Below are 12770 nucleotides of genomic sequence, written 5' to 3'. Positions count from 1 at the left end.
TTTAAATCCAACATATATGATAATTGTCTTGCATAAATGAAATGTTTACATTACTATAAAAATAGGAACAAACGTTCTTACTATATATATCGACATTATACGACACAATTATTGCAATAAGTACTAAATAAAGGAATGGTCAACATACTTTCGCTGCAACATGTCTATGGTTGATTACGTATAAGACAAGGTATAAACTTATATGTAAGGGTTTAGACAGATAAATTATTATATTTTGCAAGCCGACAGAGAAAAATACAAAAAGGGGATATGTAATGAAAAATCAGTTAAGTCCAATCTTAAAGGTTGAGAAATCTGCATTTGAGTTTTGGAATTTTGTTACTTTTGTTTTGAAAAATCAAGACGATATAAGCAATATTATTAATTGGTGCGGTGAATCCAAGACAAGACGGGAAATAGATGAATATTTATCTAAAAAAAGAGATAAGGATATATTAAATAGAATTTACACTGTAAGTGATTTTTGTTCTCACTTTAATAAAGATAGTAAATCGGCATTAGAAGATTTGTTTCAAGAGCCACTAAATGACTATAAAGTGTCGCAACTTAATCAGACGAACGCAATAAAGATTTTTGAGATACATAGTGATCTACCGCCTAGTACTTGGTTTATGGATTTCCTGTTATACACGTAATTTATAAAAAAACATATGAACCGGACTACAAACTGTTCGGTTCAATGGATTTATAAAGTAAATATATGAAATGTGTTGACATGATGGAAGGGCTAGAGTAATATAAGGGTATGGAGGTTCAGAGGAACATGCTAAGGGTTGAGGAAATAATAATTTCATCAAGATTAATAAGAAACTTGCGGGTGTGGCGGAATTGGCATATGTGATGGACTTAAAATCCATTGTCATTGAGACATGAGGGTTCAAATCCCTCCATCCGCATCATGGGTCTTTCGTCTAATGGTTAAGGCTCTGATCTCATAAATCAGATAATATCGGTTCAAGTCCGATGAGACCCATTGATTTTAAAAACGCCATGCGAAAGCATGTTGAATATATATCTTTACGTAAGTGAGGTTATAGATATTCCAATAGAAGGTGGTGATTAAGAAGTTTTTGTTTTTAAAAGTTAATACATATAAAGTAGGTTAGTGAATGAGTTTGCAACCAACATACGGTAAGTTTGAAATCAAAGGAATCATTACTGGTCTATCTAATACTAAGGCTTACACTGATGGACAGACAGAAAATGGACAATGGAACAGGCTACAATTTGGCGTGAGAGTGAGCAGTAATGCATTTGTATATGTTGAAATGATGGGGAATAAGTCGGACAAGATAAAAATGTTTAAAGTTGATCCAATGACAAAGAGATATGACAAGAATAATCATATCATGGTTAACTGGAATGAAAAATATAGTCACAAGTACAAGAGCTATAAGTACTTCCAACCAGTCAAAATTAACCTCAATGGCCTAGACAGAGAAGATATTAAGTTAATAGCCTATGATGCAACAGAGCACCTGAGAGACAACTTAAAAGATGGATCAAGCGTGTTAATCAAGGGTTCATTAAGATTCAATGAATATAAAGGCGAGACACAAGAAAGCTTCATCATCACTGAGATATATTCTATAGATGAAGCAAGTCTACTGAACGAATCTTATTTCACTCAAGAGATAGTATTTATGGATATCAAAAAAGTTATTTCTAGTAAATATAATGTAAATACCAAATTGATTATTCGTAATTCTGATGGATTTGACATCATCCCGTACAAGTTTGTGATTAACATTAAAGACAAAAGTTCCGTTGCGCTTGTTGAATATTTTCAAAGTAATATTCAGGTTGGTTCCACATTGAAGATCCATGGAAACATAAGAAATTATGTTCCAATGACTTTATCTGATGATGGATACGAAGTTATTGCTGGATCATCAATTAAAGAATTGGAGATTGTTGGAGGTAATCTTTCCTCGCTAGTTCAGGGAAGATATAAGCCAGAAGAATTGGAATCGGATGTGATTCATGGATCACCATTTGATGATATAAAAGAAACTAAAGTCGATAAGGTTAATAAATTCGGATTCTGAGAGGATGTGAGAGTATTTCTTTAATGCGAAGTCCACCGAAATGAGTCGCAGTGTCCAATAAACTAAACATATTAACTTATTTAAAAAAACTAAACTAATACATAATTGGAGAGATAAATTAAAATGGCTAACGAAAAAACACTACAAGAGGGCATTAACACAATTCACATCGAAGGCATTGTAAAAGATATTCGGATTGAAGAAAAACCGATCAATGGGCAGGACGCCATTTCGGGAGAAATTGATATTCAAGTGTCTCCTGAGTCTATTCACACTGTAAATGTATTCTCATTTAAGATGAACCAAAAGAAAGAAGTAAGTGGTCTTTTTAAAACACTAGTAACTATTCGTGACGAATACAAGACAATTGATGTACATGGTATTGAGAATGCTGATAAAGTTCGCATTGAAACTTCTGGCAAATTCGATAATGGTAAAGTTGGAAAGAATGAATATGTCGGTCAGGACGGCGAATGGAGATCGTATCCCAAACTTTCTGCAAAGTTTGTAAATCGCATTAAGTCGGATGAAGTTTTTGAGCCACAAGCTAAGTTTAATCTTGAATTGGCAATTGCTGGATCTAAAGCGGAGACGCGGAATGGTGAAGAAACTGGAAGACTGATTCTAAAAGGATTTATTGTTAACTACCAAGAACAAAAGGATGACGCAAAGAAAATCTTCCCCTTTGATTTTGTAGTGCAAAATCCAACGTCTGTTAATTATGTTCAAGATACTTATGAAAAGGGTCAGACAGTTAAAGTTTATGGTGATATCGTAAATACAAAAATTGTCACGAAAAGACTGGTTGAAGTTGGATTTGGAGATCCACAAGAAGAAATTGACCGCAAAGAGGTTCGTGAGTATATTATCGTAGGCGGAACACCACCGTATGATGAAGATGATAAAAACGCCTACGACATTGTACTTATTCGTGAAGCTCTTAAAAAGCGTGACGTAGCAATTGAAAAGAAAAAAGAGGAAAAGAAAAATGGAAACGCTGGATCCTCGAATAATGCTGGATTTGGGTCAAATTCTCATGTTGTTAATCCAAAAGAAGATCCTTTTGCGCCAGATGCACACAAAAAAGAAAATCCATTTAATAACGGGAAGCCTCTAGATATTTCGGATGAAGATTTGCCATTCTGAGTAATACATAGTAAAAATATATAAAATAATATTAAATCGAGTGGTGGTCGGTTAATAAAAACTACCACTCACCATTAAAAAATAAATCAATTATAGGGAGAGATTTTATACATATGTCATCATTAGATATTTTTAACCCACAGGTTTCCGTAGTAGCAAAAGGCACAGAAGGAAAGGTTATTCTCGTTTATGGAGGAAACGCACTCGGGAAGACAAAGCAATCGACTCGGTTTCCAAAGCCATTCTATCTAGCATTTGAAAAAGGATTAAACGCTATCGCTGGTGTTCCTTTTGCTCCAATCAATAGTTGGTCGGATTTCATTAAAGTCAATAAACAAATTACAGGCAAGGCGACAATTGGCAAGGCGAAAGAAATGTACAAGACAATCATCCTAGACGAAGTAGAAACCGCAGCTCGTTACTGCACTAAGTATGTGTGTGACAAGTATGAAGCTGATTCTATCGCTTCAGGTAATAAAGGCTATGGGTTATGGAGCGAGTATAGTACGGCATTTTGGGAAGAAATCGATAAAATGGTTAGCTCTGGCTTCACCGTTATCTTTATCGCTCATCAAGTGGTTGATGATACAGGTAGAGCGTACCCAAAAGGAGATAAGAGAGCCATTGCTCCTGTGGTTGACAATTCAGATATTATTGTCCACCTTCGTTCTAATGGTGTTGATGAAAAAGGTAGCGTAATTAAGTCATCGGCATATATGGCTGAAACGCCTGAATTCTTTGCAAGAAGTCGTTTCGATTATCTTGTCACTTCGCTTCCTGAATTCACAGCAGAAGCATTAGAGGCAGCGATTTCTAAAGCTGTAGAGGATCAAGAAAAAGCTGAAGGAATCAAGGCTGTGTCATATAAGGAGCAACAGAAAACATTAGAATCCGAAGATCTTGACTATGACAAACTGAGAGCAGAAATTATTAAGCTTGGTAAAAAACTTCACAGTGAAGACAAGGGTACAATTGTAAACGAAATTATTGAGGGGAAATTAGGAAAAGGTAAAAAAGTAACTGATTTTGCAAAGGGACAAGTTGAGGTTATGGCTGTAGTTCTTGATGCTCTGAAAGATGAAGTCAATAAGTCAGAAGAAATCAAAGAATAATTAAGACCTCATAAAAGACAGATTTGATCATGATTTATTGTCTATATGTAGTGTTAAAATAATTATTAAATACTACATATAGATATGATTTTAAAGACTAAAGGGGTGATTGAGTTGTATAAAGTAAAAGTGTATGGTGGAGAAAAATTTGCGGGATATGCTTGTAGCCACGAGAAGACTTTGGAGTTTGATACATATGATGCGGCGTACATTCACGCAGAGTCAATGCGTAAAGGTAGTTCTATTGGAGTTTGGTTTAAAGTAGAACAACAATAGTTAGTTTTTTAATAATAAAAATACATAGCCTCACAAAAAAATGTGGGGCTATATCTAAAATGTGGAGGTTCTGATGCTAGAGATCATTCTGTCTCTGATGTTCGCTTTTGCATTGAGTCATTCAAACATTCAAAATGCAAATGAAATTAGAGAATCAAATAACACTATTCCAATTGAGAGGAAAATTGTTCAAACTGTTGAGACTGAAAATGAGAAGGAAGCTGCGAAGGTTCAACCAAAATCCATCGTAAAGACAGAAGGAAAATGGGAAATCTACAGCGTGAGTGCCTATACCAATGGTTACGAATCTACGCAAAAACACAAAGGCGAAAAAGGATATGGGATTCAGGCTAACGGCAAGCGTACCGTTGAAGGTAGTTCTATCGCTTGCCCCAAATCAATGGAATTTGGAACAGGGGTGAAAATAAAAGAACTTGATAATACATATGTTTGTAGCGATAGAGGCTCTGCGATTACTGAAGGTAAGTTAGATATCTATATTGAGGATTTAGATCGTGCTTTAGATTTTGGCAGACAAAATCTGCATGTTCAAATAATTAAAAAGGAAGTGGACTAATGAAGAAGGTGGATGGAGTAGGAAAGGATGCGCCAACCGTAACAAATGAATTCGGAGGTAAGCAGTCAGAAGTATTGTACAGATTTGATTTGTTAGATCCTCTAGCTATGTTCGAAATGACGAAAGTTCTAAAGTATGGGGCAGATAAATATGGAGCAGACAATTGGCGAGACATCCCTATCGAAGAACATCTCAATCATCTTATTATTCACGCCTATGCCTATCTAGCTGGCGATAAGAGCGACGAACATCTCTCTCACATTATGTGTAGATCTATGTTTGCTCAAGCCGTTGAGATCGACTCAGAGAAGGTGAAGGATTTTGGCTAAAAAACGAATTGCAGTAGACCAGGATAATGTAATTGCTGATTTGGTGGTTGAGTGGGTAAGAAGATATAACAATGATTACAATGACACATTAACTCCCGAAGAAATCAACGCTTGGAATTGGTGCCATATCACAAAGCCCGAATGTAACAAGAAGATATATGATTATATGGACGACCCAGAACTGTTTGCCAATCTTCCTGTAATCAAAGATAGTCAAGATGTTTTACAAGAACTAAATAATACATATGACATCTATGTTGTTACATCGCCATTTAACATTAATAATGTGGTTCCAAAGCATAATTGGTTGCTTAAACACTTCCCATTTCTAGCACCCGACAAATTCGTATTCACAAGAGATAAGTCAATTATTGCAGCAGAATACTTAATAGACGACAAGCCAGCAAATTTAGAGTCGTTTAGTGGGAATAAAATATTGTTTGATGCTCCACACAACAGAGATGAAGACAGATTTTATCGTGTAAACAATTGGTTAGAGGTGAAAGATATCCTATTAGATTGGAAGTGATATTTTATGACATTCAATTTCGAAAGATTTCAAGAACTATGTATTTTCTTTCAAGACAATGATTGCAGTTATCATGAGCTAATGGAATTAAGAGATAAGGCAAAAGATTTCAAGGAGACTGTTGAAGTTGCTCTAAATAGATACGAAATAGAAGAGTTTTGATCAAACTATGGTTGGACATTGATTAAAGAAGTGAAGAAAAAGAGGAGAGATGAGCAATAAATGAAATCAGAAGTATTCTGGAGAGGCTATAATGGCCTTGAATTTATTTCATGGAGGGGATCAACAGAGGTGTTTGTTTATTCACCATATGAATTTCCATATCCTCCAAGCGAAATCATCCGTCATACAAAAAGAATTGAAACAGAAGATGAATTTGATAATGTAATTCAGCATGGTAAGAGATTTAGAGCGGTTTATAAAGAGATTTAATTTGATAAATTCCGCATTTCCTTCAAAGAGGTGAAAGATTGAATATTGATAATGAAATTGGTTTTGACTCAGACAAATGCGTGAGCTGCGGTGAAGAGGTTTTTGAGTCAGAAACACTTAGCAGATGTTTGAAATGTGGCAAGGCAACATACAGAGAAGTTTCAGGTAAGGAGTATTATAAAAATAAATATTATTAAAGGAGATGATTGTAATGAAGTTTAACATTTTTAATCTATTTAGTAAGAAAGAAATTAGCACTATCCCTGTGACAAATAAAAATATGAATGAATTATTTGATAATTTTAATAATATGGCATACAGATTTGAGTCTGGAGGAAAAGCTATTGCGCGCGCACTAAAAGGTGTGGGAGAAACGGTAGATATACAACATGAGATTCATCGTTTGCAAAAAATTCAGAATCGGACTAAGAAACAGCGTAGTAAAAATAAACTACAGAAACGGATCGATGTTTATGAAAAATAAATTTATCATTGTAAGTTTGGATGATTGGGAAGGATTGTATTACAAAGATAAACTGATTAAAGAAGGCCATGAGATTAAAAGACCGGAATTGGTTGACTTAATGAAAAAACATCAAGTTTGGGATGTGGATTTCGATTATTTGGATGCAGAAGGCGAAGAAATTGTACAGGATTCGGGATGTATGTTCCATACATATGAGGAAGTCAAGAAATATATTGAGAGTAATTAAGAAAGGATAATTGATTTTGATTGAAGAATTAAGAAAATGCACGAAATGCAAGAATTCATACCCAGCATCAATTGATTATTTCTATAAGTTAATCAATAGAAACAAAAAGAAAAACATCAATGAATTGAAGTTAACTTCATGGTGTAAGACTTGTTTTATTGAAAGCAGAAAGGAATTTCAAAAGAAAAATTATAACGAGGGAGATCAAAAACTGAAGAAGTATCATCAAGACAGAAGAATAGAAAAAGGGGAACAAATTAGAAAAAGAGAAAGAGATTATTCAAGGCAACATAAAGAAATGAGGGCTGAATATCAAAAACTCTGGCAAAATTCTCAAAATGGAAAAATGAAGGCTAGATTATATATGTTAAATAGAGAAAATAAAAAGCACGATATTAAAAATGAAGAATGGAATAAATGCAAAGAATATTTTGATTATTGTTGCGCTTACTGTGGCATGCCTATTGAAATACATAGAAAAAGGATAAAGAAGGATTTTGCCAGAGAGCATGCAATTAATCTTGGAGCAAATGATCTGAGTAACTGTATTCCGTCATGTTTTTATTGTAATAGTGAGAAAAATATCAGCGACTATACTGAATGGTACAACGAAAATAATTGCTATTATGATGTAAATAGATATCAGCGGATAACAAAGTGGCTAGAGACAGATTTCAAAAAATACATCAGCGAGAAGAGAAAGGATTTATAAATGAAATATTTTAAATGTGAAGTAGTGACAACCAATACATATATAGTTGAAATAGACGAAGATATTATTAATGAAGAGTGGATGGATAATTTCAGTGACTGCTTTTTTGACTGTAAAACAATTGAGGGCCACGCAGAAAATCTAGCCATTCAACGAGCAGGGCTTGTAAGTAGAAATGATACATTTATTGAAGGCTATGGAAAGGTACGAGTTAAATCTAGAGGATTCGACTCTAAGGAGTGGGAGAAGGTTACGAACGGTATAACAATTAAAGTTGTGAATGAAGATGAAGAAATTGAAGCTGAAGTAAAGGAGATTAAATAGTTGATAAAACATATTCTAAATCATTTGTTCGTTTATTTGTTAGCTGTTCCGTTCCTGGTGTTTGCTATTTTCTTTCCAGATACGTCAATTGAAATGACTGGAGGATTTGCTTATGCATATATGTACTGCACCTCTTGTGTTGGTTTCGCATTAGTATGGATTGGATTATTCGGGGGTGAGATTTCTTATTCCTCAAAAGGACTAAAAGGATGGATTAAGGAATGGAGAAAAAATGAATAGGCAGAATAGAATTGATAATTCATCAGGGAAGGAGACAATATGCAATATGTTACTTTAGTATATTACCAAACAGACACAACTCACAGCGAAGTTAAAGGTGTCTTCACCCTAGAAAAACTCGCACAACAATATATTGAAAAGGAATTGGAAAAGTTTGGTGAGGACAAAGAAATGATGAGAGAGTATTTTTTTAGTGAGCTTAGACAAGTTGATTATTATATTTGAGTGTATGAAATCATCATTTTACAAGAAGAAGGTGAAGCATTGCTTGGATTTAAATTTGTTGAAAATATACATATGGTTGATAAGAAACAGGCAAAAACGCATAAATCGAAACGCATAAACAAAAAATGGATGAAACGGTATGGATATATTCATATTCCTAAAAAGGACGTTTTTATAATGGGTGACATGGTAGTTGGACATCCACAAACTATAAGAATGCTAAAAGATTTGAATTAAAACTATTACGAAAAAAATATATATGAAAGTGGGAAATAACAATGGCATTAGCAGAAGAGCGTGAAACGGTGATTAGAATTTCGGATGCAGATGATCAGTGGGATATCTACTCTGCCTCAAGCAAGGTTATGAATAAGATGTCTAAGGCTGGCTTCGAGCCTTATAAGACAGATTCTGAAGGGAATTCATACTATAAAGTTGGATATGAACAAGTGTCCTTCCGTAAGAAAAGTGACAGTAAACGTGTTATGAGCGATGAACGCAGAGCTGCATTGGCTGCCAACTTAGCTAAAGGTCGAGCAAATAAGAAAAAGAAAAATCAAGAGGAGGTATAATATGAAATCTGAAACTAAAGTTAGAACTGAATCACAACGACTAAAGATTCTCAATCTGCTTCGGTCTGCCGGGAATAGTGGTGTAACCAATGTGGATTTGGTCAAGGTTGCTCTGCGATACAGTGCCAGAATCCAGGAGATGTATGTTGCTGGTTACGAAATCAATGTTGAAGAATTGGCTGGCGGTTTGACGAAGTATATATTGGTAAGTGAGCCTGAAACAAAGAAAAGCAAGCCCGATAAGGCATTGAATGTTTTGATTGATGAGATAAAAAATAAATATAATGGAATTGTGAGTGTTGAACAGTTGATTGAAGAATTGGATAATAACAATTTTACGGTGAGACGGAATATTGGGACATTCTGCTAGACAAAGGGGAGGAGATTAATTGAAGAAAATAACTTCGGTTGAGTTTGGATTAGAAAATTGTGAAGTATTGATCATTGAGGGCAAACACATAGGCAATTTTCAAGTAAGAGATTTGAAAAATCATATTACAAAACATTATCAAAGTATTACGCATATGACTACTTGTGATCTATTTTCAATTGCGATTAGCAAACACGCTAATAAAGATTATTTTGCGTTTGATATCGAAGAATATAAACACAACGCCTTCGAACGACTATCGAACGGAGATATTTGTTCAGTGAATTTGATTTATGACGATGAAACAAAAGATGAATTCTATGTAGACTGGGTAGGGGATTCTGAATATGTTAATGAAGCACAAGACTCTTATCTCAGTAAGTTGGGCGATTTATACATAGTTGTTTCAAAAGATCAAACAGTTAAATCTCAATTTGAACATTGGGGAATTAATGAAGAAAAAGGTTTTAGTCATATGATGTTTGAATGAAAGGAGAATTTGATTAAGAAATTGAGAGGAGAACAGAGTGAAACTAATTAAACAACTGCTGTTGAAGATAGGAATTTTAAAAAATACATATAAGACATCAGAGCAAATACATAATGAAAAGATCAATAAGATCAACAATGAACTTCTGTATGTTAAAGATAATCTCATTAAACTATTACCTGAAGAATTGCAAAAAGAATTCTTTGATAAATCGTACATATCTGGAGGCTGCATTTACAGTCTCTATCATGGCAAGGAACCAAAGGATTATGATTTTTTTGTGGAGTCAAACTATTTAGTTGAAAGACTTAGAGATTATTTTCTTAAACAGGCAACTTATACAGGTGAAGTGCGAAGCGGTGGATTGTACAATGGCATCAATATGACTATTACTCAAAATGCAATTACTTTGGGCAAATACCAGATCATTACTCAATGGGTTGGCAAGCCTGAGGAAGTGATTAATCAATTTGATTTTTTACACAATATGACCTATTGGAGAGATGGCAAAGTCGTCTGTCTGAGTGATTGGAAGTTTGTTAGTGGAAGTAAGATTTACTACAACAAAGGCAGAGCCAGAGATATTGTAGGAACCATTGTAAGACTTCCTCGATTCGTGGAGAGAGGAATGACAGTGAGCAATAAAGAGATCAGTAAGATGCTTCTGAGGCTTAATGATGTTGGATTTAGTGAGCGAGAGATTGAGATTCTGGAGAATAATCAATTAGAACATTTTGGATCATAGGAAGGAGATATAAACATGCAAGAATTTATCAATAGTATTGATTGGAACAGTTTCTTTGTAGGTGTTGCTGCCACTCTTTTGCTTGGTGGCGGTGGAGCTTTCTTATTTGCTTTGATCTTTGGCGATGGTGACATAATCTAATCAAAACGTGATTTCATAAAAAGGAGAGTATTATGAAAGTGTTTTTTGACACTGAGTTCACCGGATTACACCAGAATACTACACTAATCAGCATCGGATTGATTACAGAGGATGGAAAAACGTTTTATGCGGAATTTACAGATTATGATCAAAATCAAGCGAAGGGTGACACATGGCTATTAGAAAACGTCATTGATAATCTTCTGATGAATGATAAAGCATATGCTATTGAAGTCCATGACCGTGAACACTTGCAATACAAAGGAGACACATTCTTCATACAGACAAAGCTTCATCACTGGTTAGACTCACTTGTTGGTTCTACTCAGAAGGTGGAAATGTGGTCCGATTGTTTATCCTATGATTGGGTTCTGTTTAACCAATTATGGGGACATGCATTTAGAATACCATCAAAGGTGTATTACATTCCCTTTGACATCTGTACATTGATGAAGATTAAAGGTATTGATCCAGATATAAATCGTGAAATGTTTGCAGGAATGAATGGTGTAAAACATAATGCATTACATGACGCAAAAGTAATCAAAGCTTGTTATGAAAGGTTAATCAAATTGTAATTTGATAAAAAAGAGGTGAAAGTTCTGAGTTGTGAACATAAATTTATTCATTTAGATACTAAAAAAACAAGACAATCAAACGGCTGGACTGATTACTTTAAAAGAGTCGATACATATTTCTGTGAAAAATGTTTAGAAGAAAAAGTAAAGATAAAAGAGGCAAGTGAACGATATGCTCCAGATTGGTACTAATAGTATGGTGAAATATAACTTTTAAAAGGATATGAGAGGTGTAGTTAATGGTATCAGGAGAACTATTTAAGAAATATCACAACCAGCCAGAACCAATTAGATTGATGTGTAATTGTGGATGGAAGGGAAACAAACCAAGGGTTGTGAAGTTTAAAAAGACTAATCCAAAGAGATGTTGCCCTAATTGTGGCAACGGTGTTTATCCAACTGCCGATATAATTTTCTGGAGAACTGCTAATGGATATGCTTCCAGTGCAATGCTAGACGATTTGGCGGCAGGAAGGCACGGACGTAGAAAGGTGGAGAATGATGAAGTGTAACAATACACACTGTCTGTGGAATGCGTTTGAGTCGTGTTGCCATGAAAGCCAAGAAGGTCATGAGGCAGCAGCTCCAAATGAATTGGATTGTCCGTCATCTCTACGGAAAGACTTCCAGGAGTCCATGTATCAGATGATGGATGAGATTGATGAAATGATGAACAAGAGGAAATTTAGGGAGTTGGTTGATATACATAAATATGTGAGAGATCAAAGGAATTAGATAAATGATAGGTTTCACGGTAATAACAATACATATTAAGGGAGAAAAACGATGGAAAAGTACTTACAAGAAGATTATGACGTATACGAGTCGAAATATCTAACTGATAAAAGTGAAATTGTAGAATATTTCGAAGATTGCGGGCGCGAATTCTTCAATTGTGGTCAAGGATACTACGAGGACGAAGTGAGTTTGATTTGTAAGATCGGAGACAAGTTCTATGATGTTGAAATTCAAGCAGAAATAGGAAGTGCCAAACAAGATATCGGAGACAGACTATATTGGGTCGATGGGATTAATACTGTTGAATACAATGAAATCAACAAACCATTGCCAAAAGATAGAACGATTTATACATATGAATTGGAATTAACAAATGATCAAAGAACAATTCTAGAGGACTTCATGCAAGAAAATAATATTAAGTTTAATAAGTAAAAATACATATATTAAGG

Annotated in this window: 25 protein-coding genes and 2 tRNA genes; all 27 read left to right on the top strand. The window is 34.6% G+C overall.

Annotated features, from left to right (window positions below; all coding sequences use genetic code 11):
* The first annotated feature begins 275 nt into the window (after positions 1-275).
* The 27 genes from B9T62_RS18850 to B9T62_RS18740 all read left to right on the top strand — a co-directional run bounded on the left by B9T62_RS18850 (position 276) and on the right by B9T62_RS18740 (position 12753).
* Positions 276-656: a hypothetical protein gene (locus B9T62_RS18850; protein ID WP_087916686.1), complete on the top strand. Its 381-nt coding sequence runs from the start codon at positions 276-278 to the stop codon at positions 654-656.
* Between the two features lie 178 nt (positions 657-834).
* A tRNA-Leu gene (locus tag B9T62_RS18845) sits at positions 835-917 on the top strand.
* Positions 918-921: 4 nt separating this feature from the next.
* Positions 922-994: transfer RNA gene (locus B9T62_RS18840), tRNA-Ile, on the top strand.
* Between the two features lie 136 nt (positions 995-1130).
* Positions 1131-2069: a hypothetical protein gene (locus tag B9T62_RS18835; protein ID WP_087916685.1), complete on the top strand. Its 939-nt coding sequence runs from the start codon at positions 1131-1133 to the stop codon at positions 2067-2069.
* 123 nt (positions 2070-2192) lie between these two features.
* Positions 2193-3215 carry a single stranded DNA-binding domain-containing protein gene (locus tag B9T62_RS18830; protein WP_087916684.1) on the top strand — a complete coding sequence of 341 codons (1023 nt, stop codon included), beginning with the start codon at positions 2193-2195 and terminating at the stop codon, positions 3213-3215.
* A 113-nt stretch (positions 3216-3328) separates the two neighbouring features.
* Positions 3329-4327 (top strand): ATP-binding protein, encoded by a 999-nt coding sequence (locus B9T62_RS18825; RefSeq protein ID WP_087916683.1) that lies wholly within the window; start codon positions 3329-3331, stop codon positions 4325-4327.
* Between the two features lie 114 nt (positions 4328-4441).
* Positions 4442-4603 (top strand): hypothetical protein, encoded by a 162-nt coding sequence (locus tag B9T62_RS39260; protein WP_157793909.1) that lies wholly within the window; start codon positions 4442-4444, stop codon positions 4601-4603.
* A 73-nt stretch (positions 4604-4676) separates the two neighbouring features.
* The gene (locus B9T62_RS18820) at positions 4677-5180 is read left to right on the top strand and encodes a 3D domain-containing protein (RefSeq protein WP_087916682.1); all 504 of its coding nucleotides are present in this window, start codon (positions 4677-4679) and stop codon (positions 5178-5180) included.
* Positions 5180-5509: a dATP/dGTP diphosphohydrolase domain-containing protein gene (locus B9T62_RS18815; protein ID WP_087916681.1), complete on the top strand. Its 330-nt coding sequence runs from the start codon at positions 5180-5182 to the stop codon at positions 5507-5509. Before B9T62_RS18820 ends, B9T62_RS18815 begins: the two co-directional genes overlap by 1 nt.
* Complete coding sequence (locus tag B9T62_RS18810; RefSeq protein WP_157793908.1) at positions 5502-6038, top strand: 5' nucleotidase, NT5C type; 537 nt, start codon at positions 5502-5504, stop codon at positions 6036-6038. The genes B9T62_RS18815 and B9T62_RS18810 overlap by 8 nt, the downstream gene beginning before the upstream one ends.
* 222 nt (positions 6039-6260) lie before the next feature.
* Complete coding sequence (locus B9T62_RS39255; RefSeq protein WP_157793907.1) at positions 6261-6470, top strand: hypothetical protein; 210 nt, start codon at positions 6261-6263, stop codon at positions 6468-6470.
* 38 nt (positions 6471-6508) lie between these two features.
* Positions 6509-6667, top strand: a complete 159-nt coding sequence (locus tag B9T62_RS39250; RefSeq protein WP_157793906.1) for a hypothetical protein — start codon at positions 6509-6511, stop codon at positions 6665-6667.
* 14 nt (positions 6668-6681) lie between these two features.
* On the top strand, positions 6682-6954 hold the full coding sequence (locus tag B9T62_RS18805; RefSeq protein WP_087916679.1) for a hypothetical protein: 273 nt from the start codon (positions 6682-6684) through the stop codon (positions 6952-6954).
* A complete protein-coding gene (locus tag B9T62_RS18800) occupies positions 6944-7183 on the top strand; it encodes a hypothetical protein (RefSeq protein WP_087916678.1) in 240 nt (79 codons plus the stop codon). Before B9T62_RS18805 ends, B9T62_RS18800 begins: the two co-directional genes overlap by 11 nt.
* A gap of 16 nt (positions 7184-7199) precedes the next feature.
* The gene (locus B9T62_RS18795) at positions 7200-7895 is read left to right on the top strand and encodes an HNH endonuclease signature motif containing protein (protein ID WP_087916677.1); all 696 of its coding nucleotides are present in this window, start codon (positions 7200-7202) and stop codon (positions 7893-7895) included.
* Positions 7896-8219, top strand: coding sequence for a hypothetical protein (locus B9T62_RS18790; RefSeq protein WP_087916676.1), 324 nt, complete (start codon positions 7896-7898; stop codon positions 8217-8219).
* Positions 8220-8459: a hypothetical protein gene (locus tag B9T62_RS18785; RefSeq protein WP_087916675.1), complete on the top strand. Its 240-nt coding sequence runs from the start codon at positions 8220-8222 to the stop codon at positions 8457-8459.
* A 39-nt stretch (positions 8460-8498) separates the two neighbouring features.
* Positions 8499-8684, top strand: coding sequence for a hypothetical protein (locus B9T62_RS18780; protein ID WP_087916674.1), 186 nt, complete (start codon positions 8499-8501; stop codon positions 8682-8684).
* Positions 8685-8921, top strand: a complete 237-nt coding sequence (locus B9T62_RS18775; RefSeq protein ID WP_157793905.1) for a hypothetical protein — start codon at positions 8685-8687, stop codon at positions 8919-8921. It begins immediately after the preceding gene.
* A 41-nt stretch (positions 8922-8962) separates the two neighbouring features.
* On the top strand, positions 8963-9256 hold the full coding sequence (locus B9T62_RS18770; RefSeq protein WP_087916672.1) for a hypothetical protein: 294 nt from the start codon (positions 8963-8965) through the stop codon (positions 9254-9256).
* Between the two features lies 1 nt (position 9257).
* A complete protein-coding gene (locus B9T62_RS18765; protein ID WP_087916671.1) occupies positions 9258-9626 on the top strand; it encodes a hypothetical protein in 369 nt (122 codons plus the stop codon).
* A 19-nt stretch (positions 9627-9645) separates the two neighbouring features.
* The gene (locus tag B9T62_RS18760; RefSeq protein WP_087916670.1) at positions 9646-10116 is read left to right on the top strand and encodes a hypothetical protein; all 471 of its coding nucleotides are present in this window, start codon (positions 9646-9648) and stop codon (positions 10114-10116) included.
* 37 nt (positions 10117-10153) lie between these two features.
* A complete protein-coding gene (locus B9T62_RS18755; RefSeq protein ID WP_245864495.1) occupies positions 10154-10861 on the top strand; it encodes a Gabija anti-defense Gad2 family protein in 708 nt (235 codons plus the stop codon).
* 15 nt (positions 10862-10876) lie between these two features.
* Positions 10877-11002: a hypothetical protein gene (locus tag B9T62_RS41305; protein WP_281257744.1), complete on the top strand. Its 126-nt coding sequence runs from the start codon at positions 10877-10879 to the stop codon at positions 11000-11002.
* 32 nt (positions 11003-11034) lie between these two features.
* Complete coding sequence (locus B9T62_RS18750; protein WP_087916669.1) at positions 11035-11580, top strand: 3'-5' exoribonuclease domain-containing protein; 546 nt, start codon at positions 11035-11037, stop codon at positions 11578-11580.
* 239 nt (positions 11581-11819) lie between these two features.
* Positions 11820-12092 (top strand): hypothetical protein, encoded by a 273-nt coding sequence (locus tag B9T62_RS39245; RefSeq protein WP_157793904.1) that lies wholly within the window; start codon positions 11820-11822, stop codon positions 12090-12092.
* A gap of 274 nt (positions 12093-12366) precedes the next feature.
* The gene (locus tag B9T62_RS18740) at positions 12367-12753 is read left to right on the top strand and encodes a hypothetical protein (protein ID WP_087916667.1); all 387 of its coding nucleotides are present in this window, start codon (positions 12367-12369) and stop codon (positions 12751-12753) included.
* The last annotated feature ends 17 nt before the right edge of the window (positions 12754-12770 follow it).

Origin of the sequence: Paenibacillus donghaensis (assembly GCF_002192415.1) — a bacterium.
Classification (GTDB): Bacteria; Bacillota; Bacilli; order Paenibacillales; family Paenibacillaceae; genus Paenibacillus_AQ; species Paenibacillus_AQ donghaensis.
This window is presented reverse-complemented; position numbering and strand designations above follow the sequence as displayed.

Coding starts and splice junctions, on each gene's coding strand:
- B9T62_RS18850 (WP_087916686.1), top strand. CDS start 276: ATGAAAAATCAGTTAAGTCCAATCTTAAAGGTTGAGAAATCTGCATTT.
- B9T62_RS18835 (WP_087916685.1), top strand. CDS start 1,131: ATGAGTTTGCAACCAACATACGGTAAGTTTGAAATCAAAGGAATCATT.
- B9T62_RS18830 (WP_087916684.1), top strand. CDS start 2,193: ATGGCTAACGAAAAAACACTACAAGAGGGCATTAACACAATTCACATC.
- B9T62_RS18825 (WP_087916683.1), top strand. CDS start 3,329: ATGTCATCATTAGATATTTTTAACCCACAGGTTTCCGTAGTAGCAAAA.
- B9T62_RS18820 (WP_087916682.1), top strand. CDS start 4,677: ATGCTAGAGATCATTCTGTCTCTGATGTTCGCTTTTGCATTGAGTCAT.
- B9T62_RS18815 (WP_087916681.1), top strand. CDS start 5,180: ATGAAGAAGGTGGATGGAGTAGGAAAGGATGCGCCAACCGTAACAAAT.
- B9T62_RS39255 (WP_157793907.1), top strand. CDS start 6,261: ATGAAATCAGAAGTATTCTGGAGAGGCTATAATGGCCTTGAATTTATT.
- B9T62_RS18805 (WP_087916679.1), top strand. CDS start 6,682: ATGAAGTTTAACATTTTTAATCTATTTAGTAAGAAAGAAATTAGCACT.
- B9T62_RS18800 (WP_087916678.1), top strand. CDS start 6,944: ATGAAAAATAAATTTATCATTGTAAGTTTGGATGATTGGGAAGGATTG.
- B9T62_RS18790 (WP_087916676.1), top strand. CDS start 7,896: ATGAAATATTTTAAATGTGAAGTAGTGACAACCAATACATATATAGTT.
- B9T62_RS18780 (WP_087916674.1), top strand. CDS start 8,499: ATGCAATATGTTACTTTAGTATATTACCAAACAGACACAACTCACAGC.
- B9T62_RS18770 (WP_087916672.1), top strand. CDS start 8,963: ATGGCATTAGCAGAAGAGCGTGAAACGGTGATTAGAATTTCGGATGCA.
- B9T62_RS18765 (WP_087916671.1), top strand. CDS start 9,258: ATGAAATCTGAAACTAAAGTTAGAACTGAATCACAACGACTAAAGATT.
- B9T62_RS41305 (WP_281257744.1), top strand. CDS start 10,877: ATGCAAGAATTTATCAATAGTATTGATTGGAACAGTTTCTTTGTAGGT.
- B9T62_RS18750 (WP_087916669.1), top strand. CDS start 11,035: ATGAAAGTGTTTTTTGACACTGAGTTCACCGGATTACACCAGAATACT.
- B9T62_RS39245 (WP_157793904.1), top strand. CDS start 11,820: ATGGTATCAGGAGAACTATTTAAGAAATATCACAACCAGCCAGAACCA.
- B9T62_RS18740 (WP_087916667.1), top strand. CDS start 12,367: ATGGAAAAGTACTTACAAGAAGATTATGACGTATACGAGTCGAAATAT.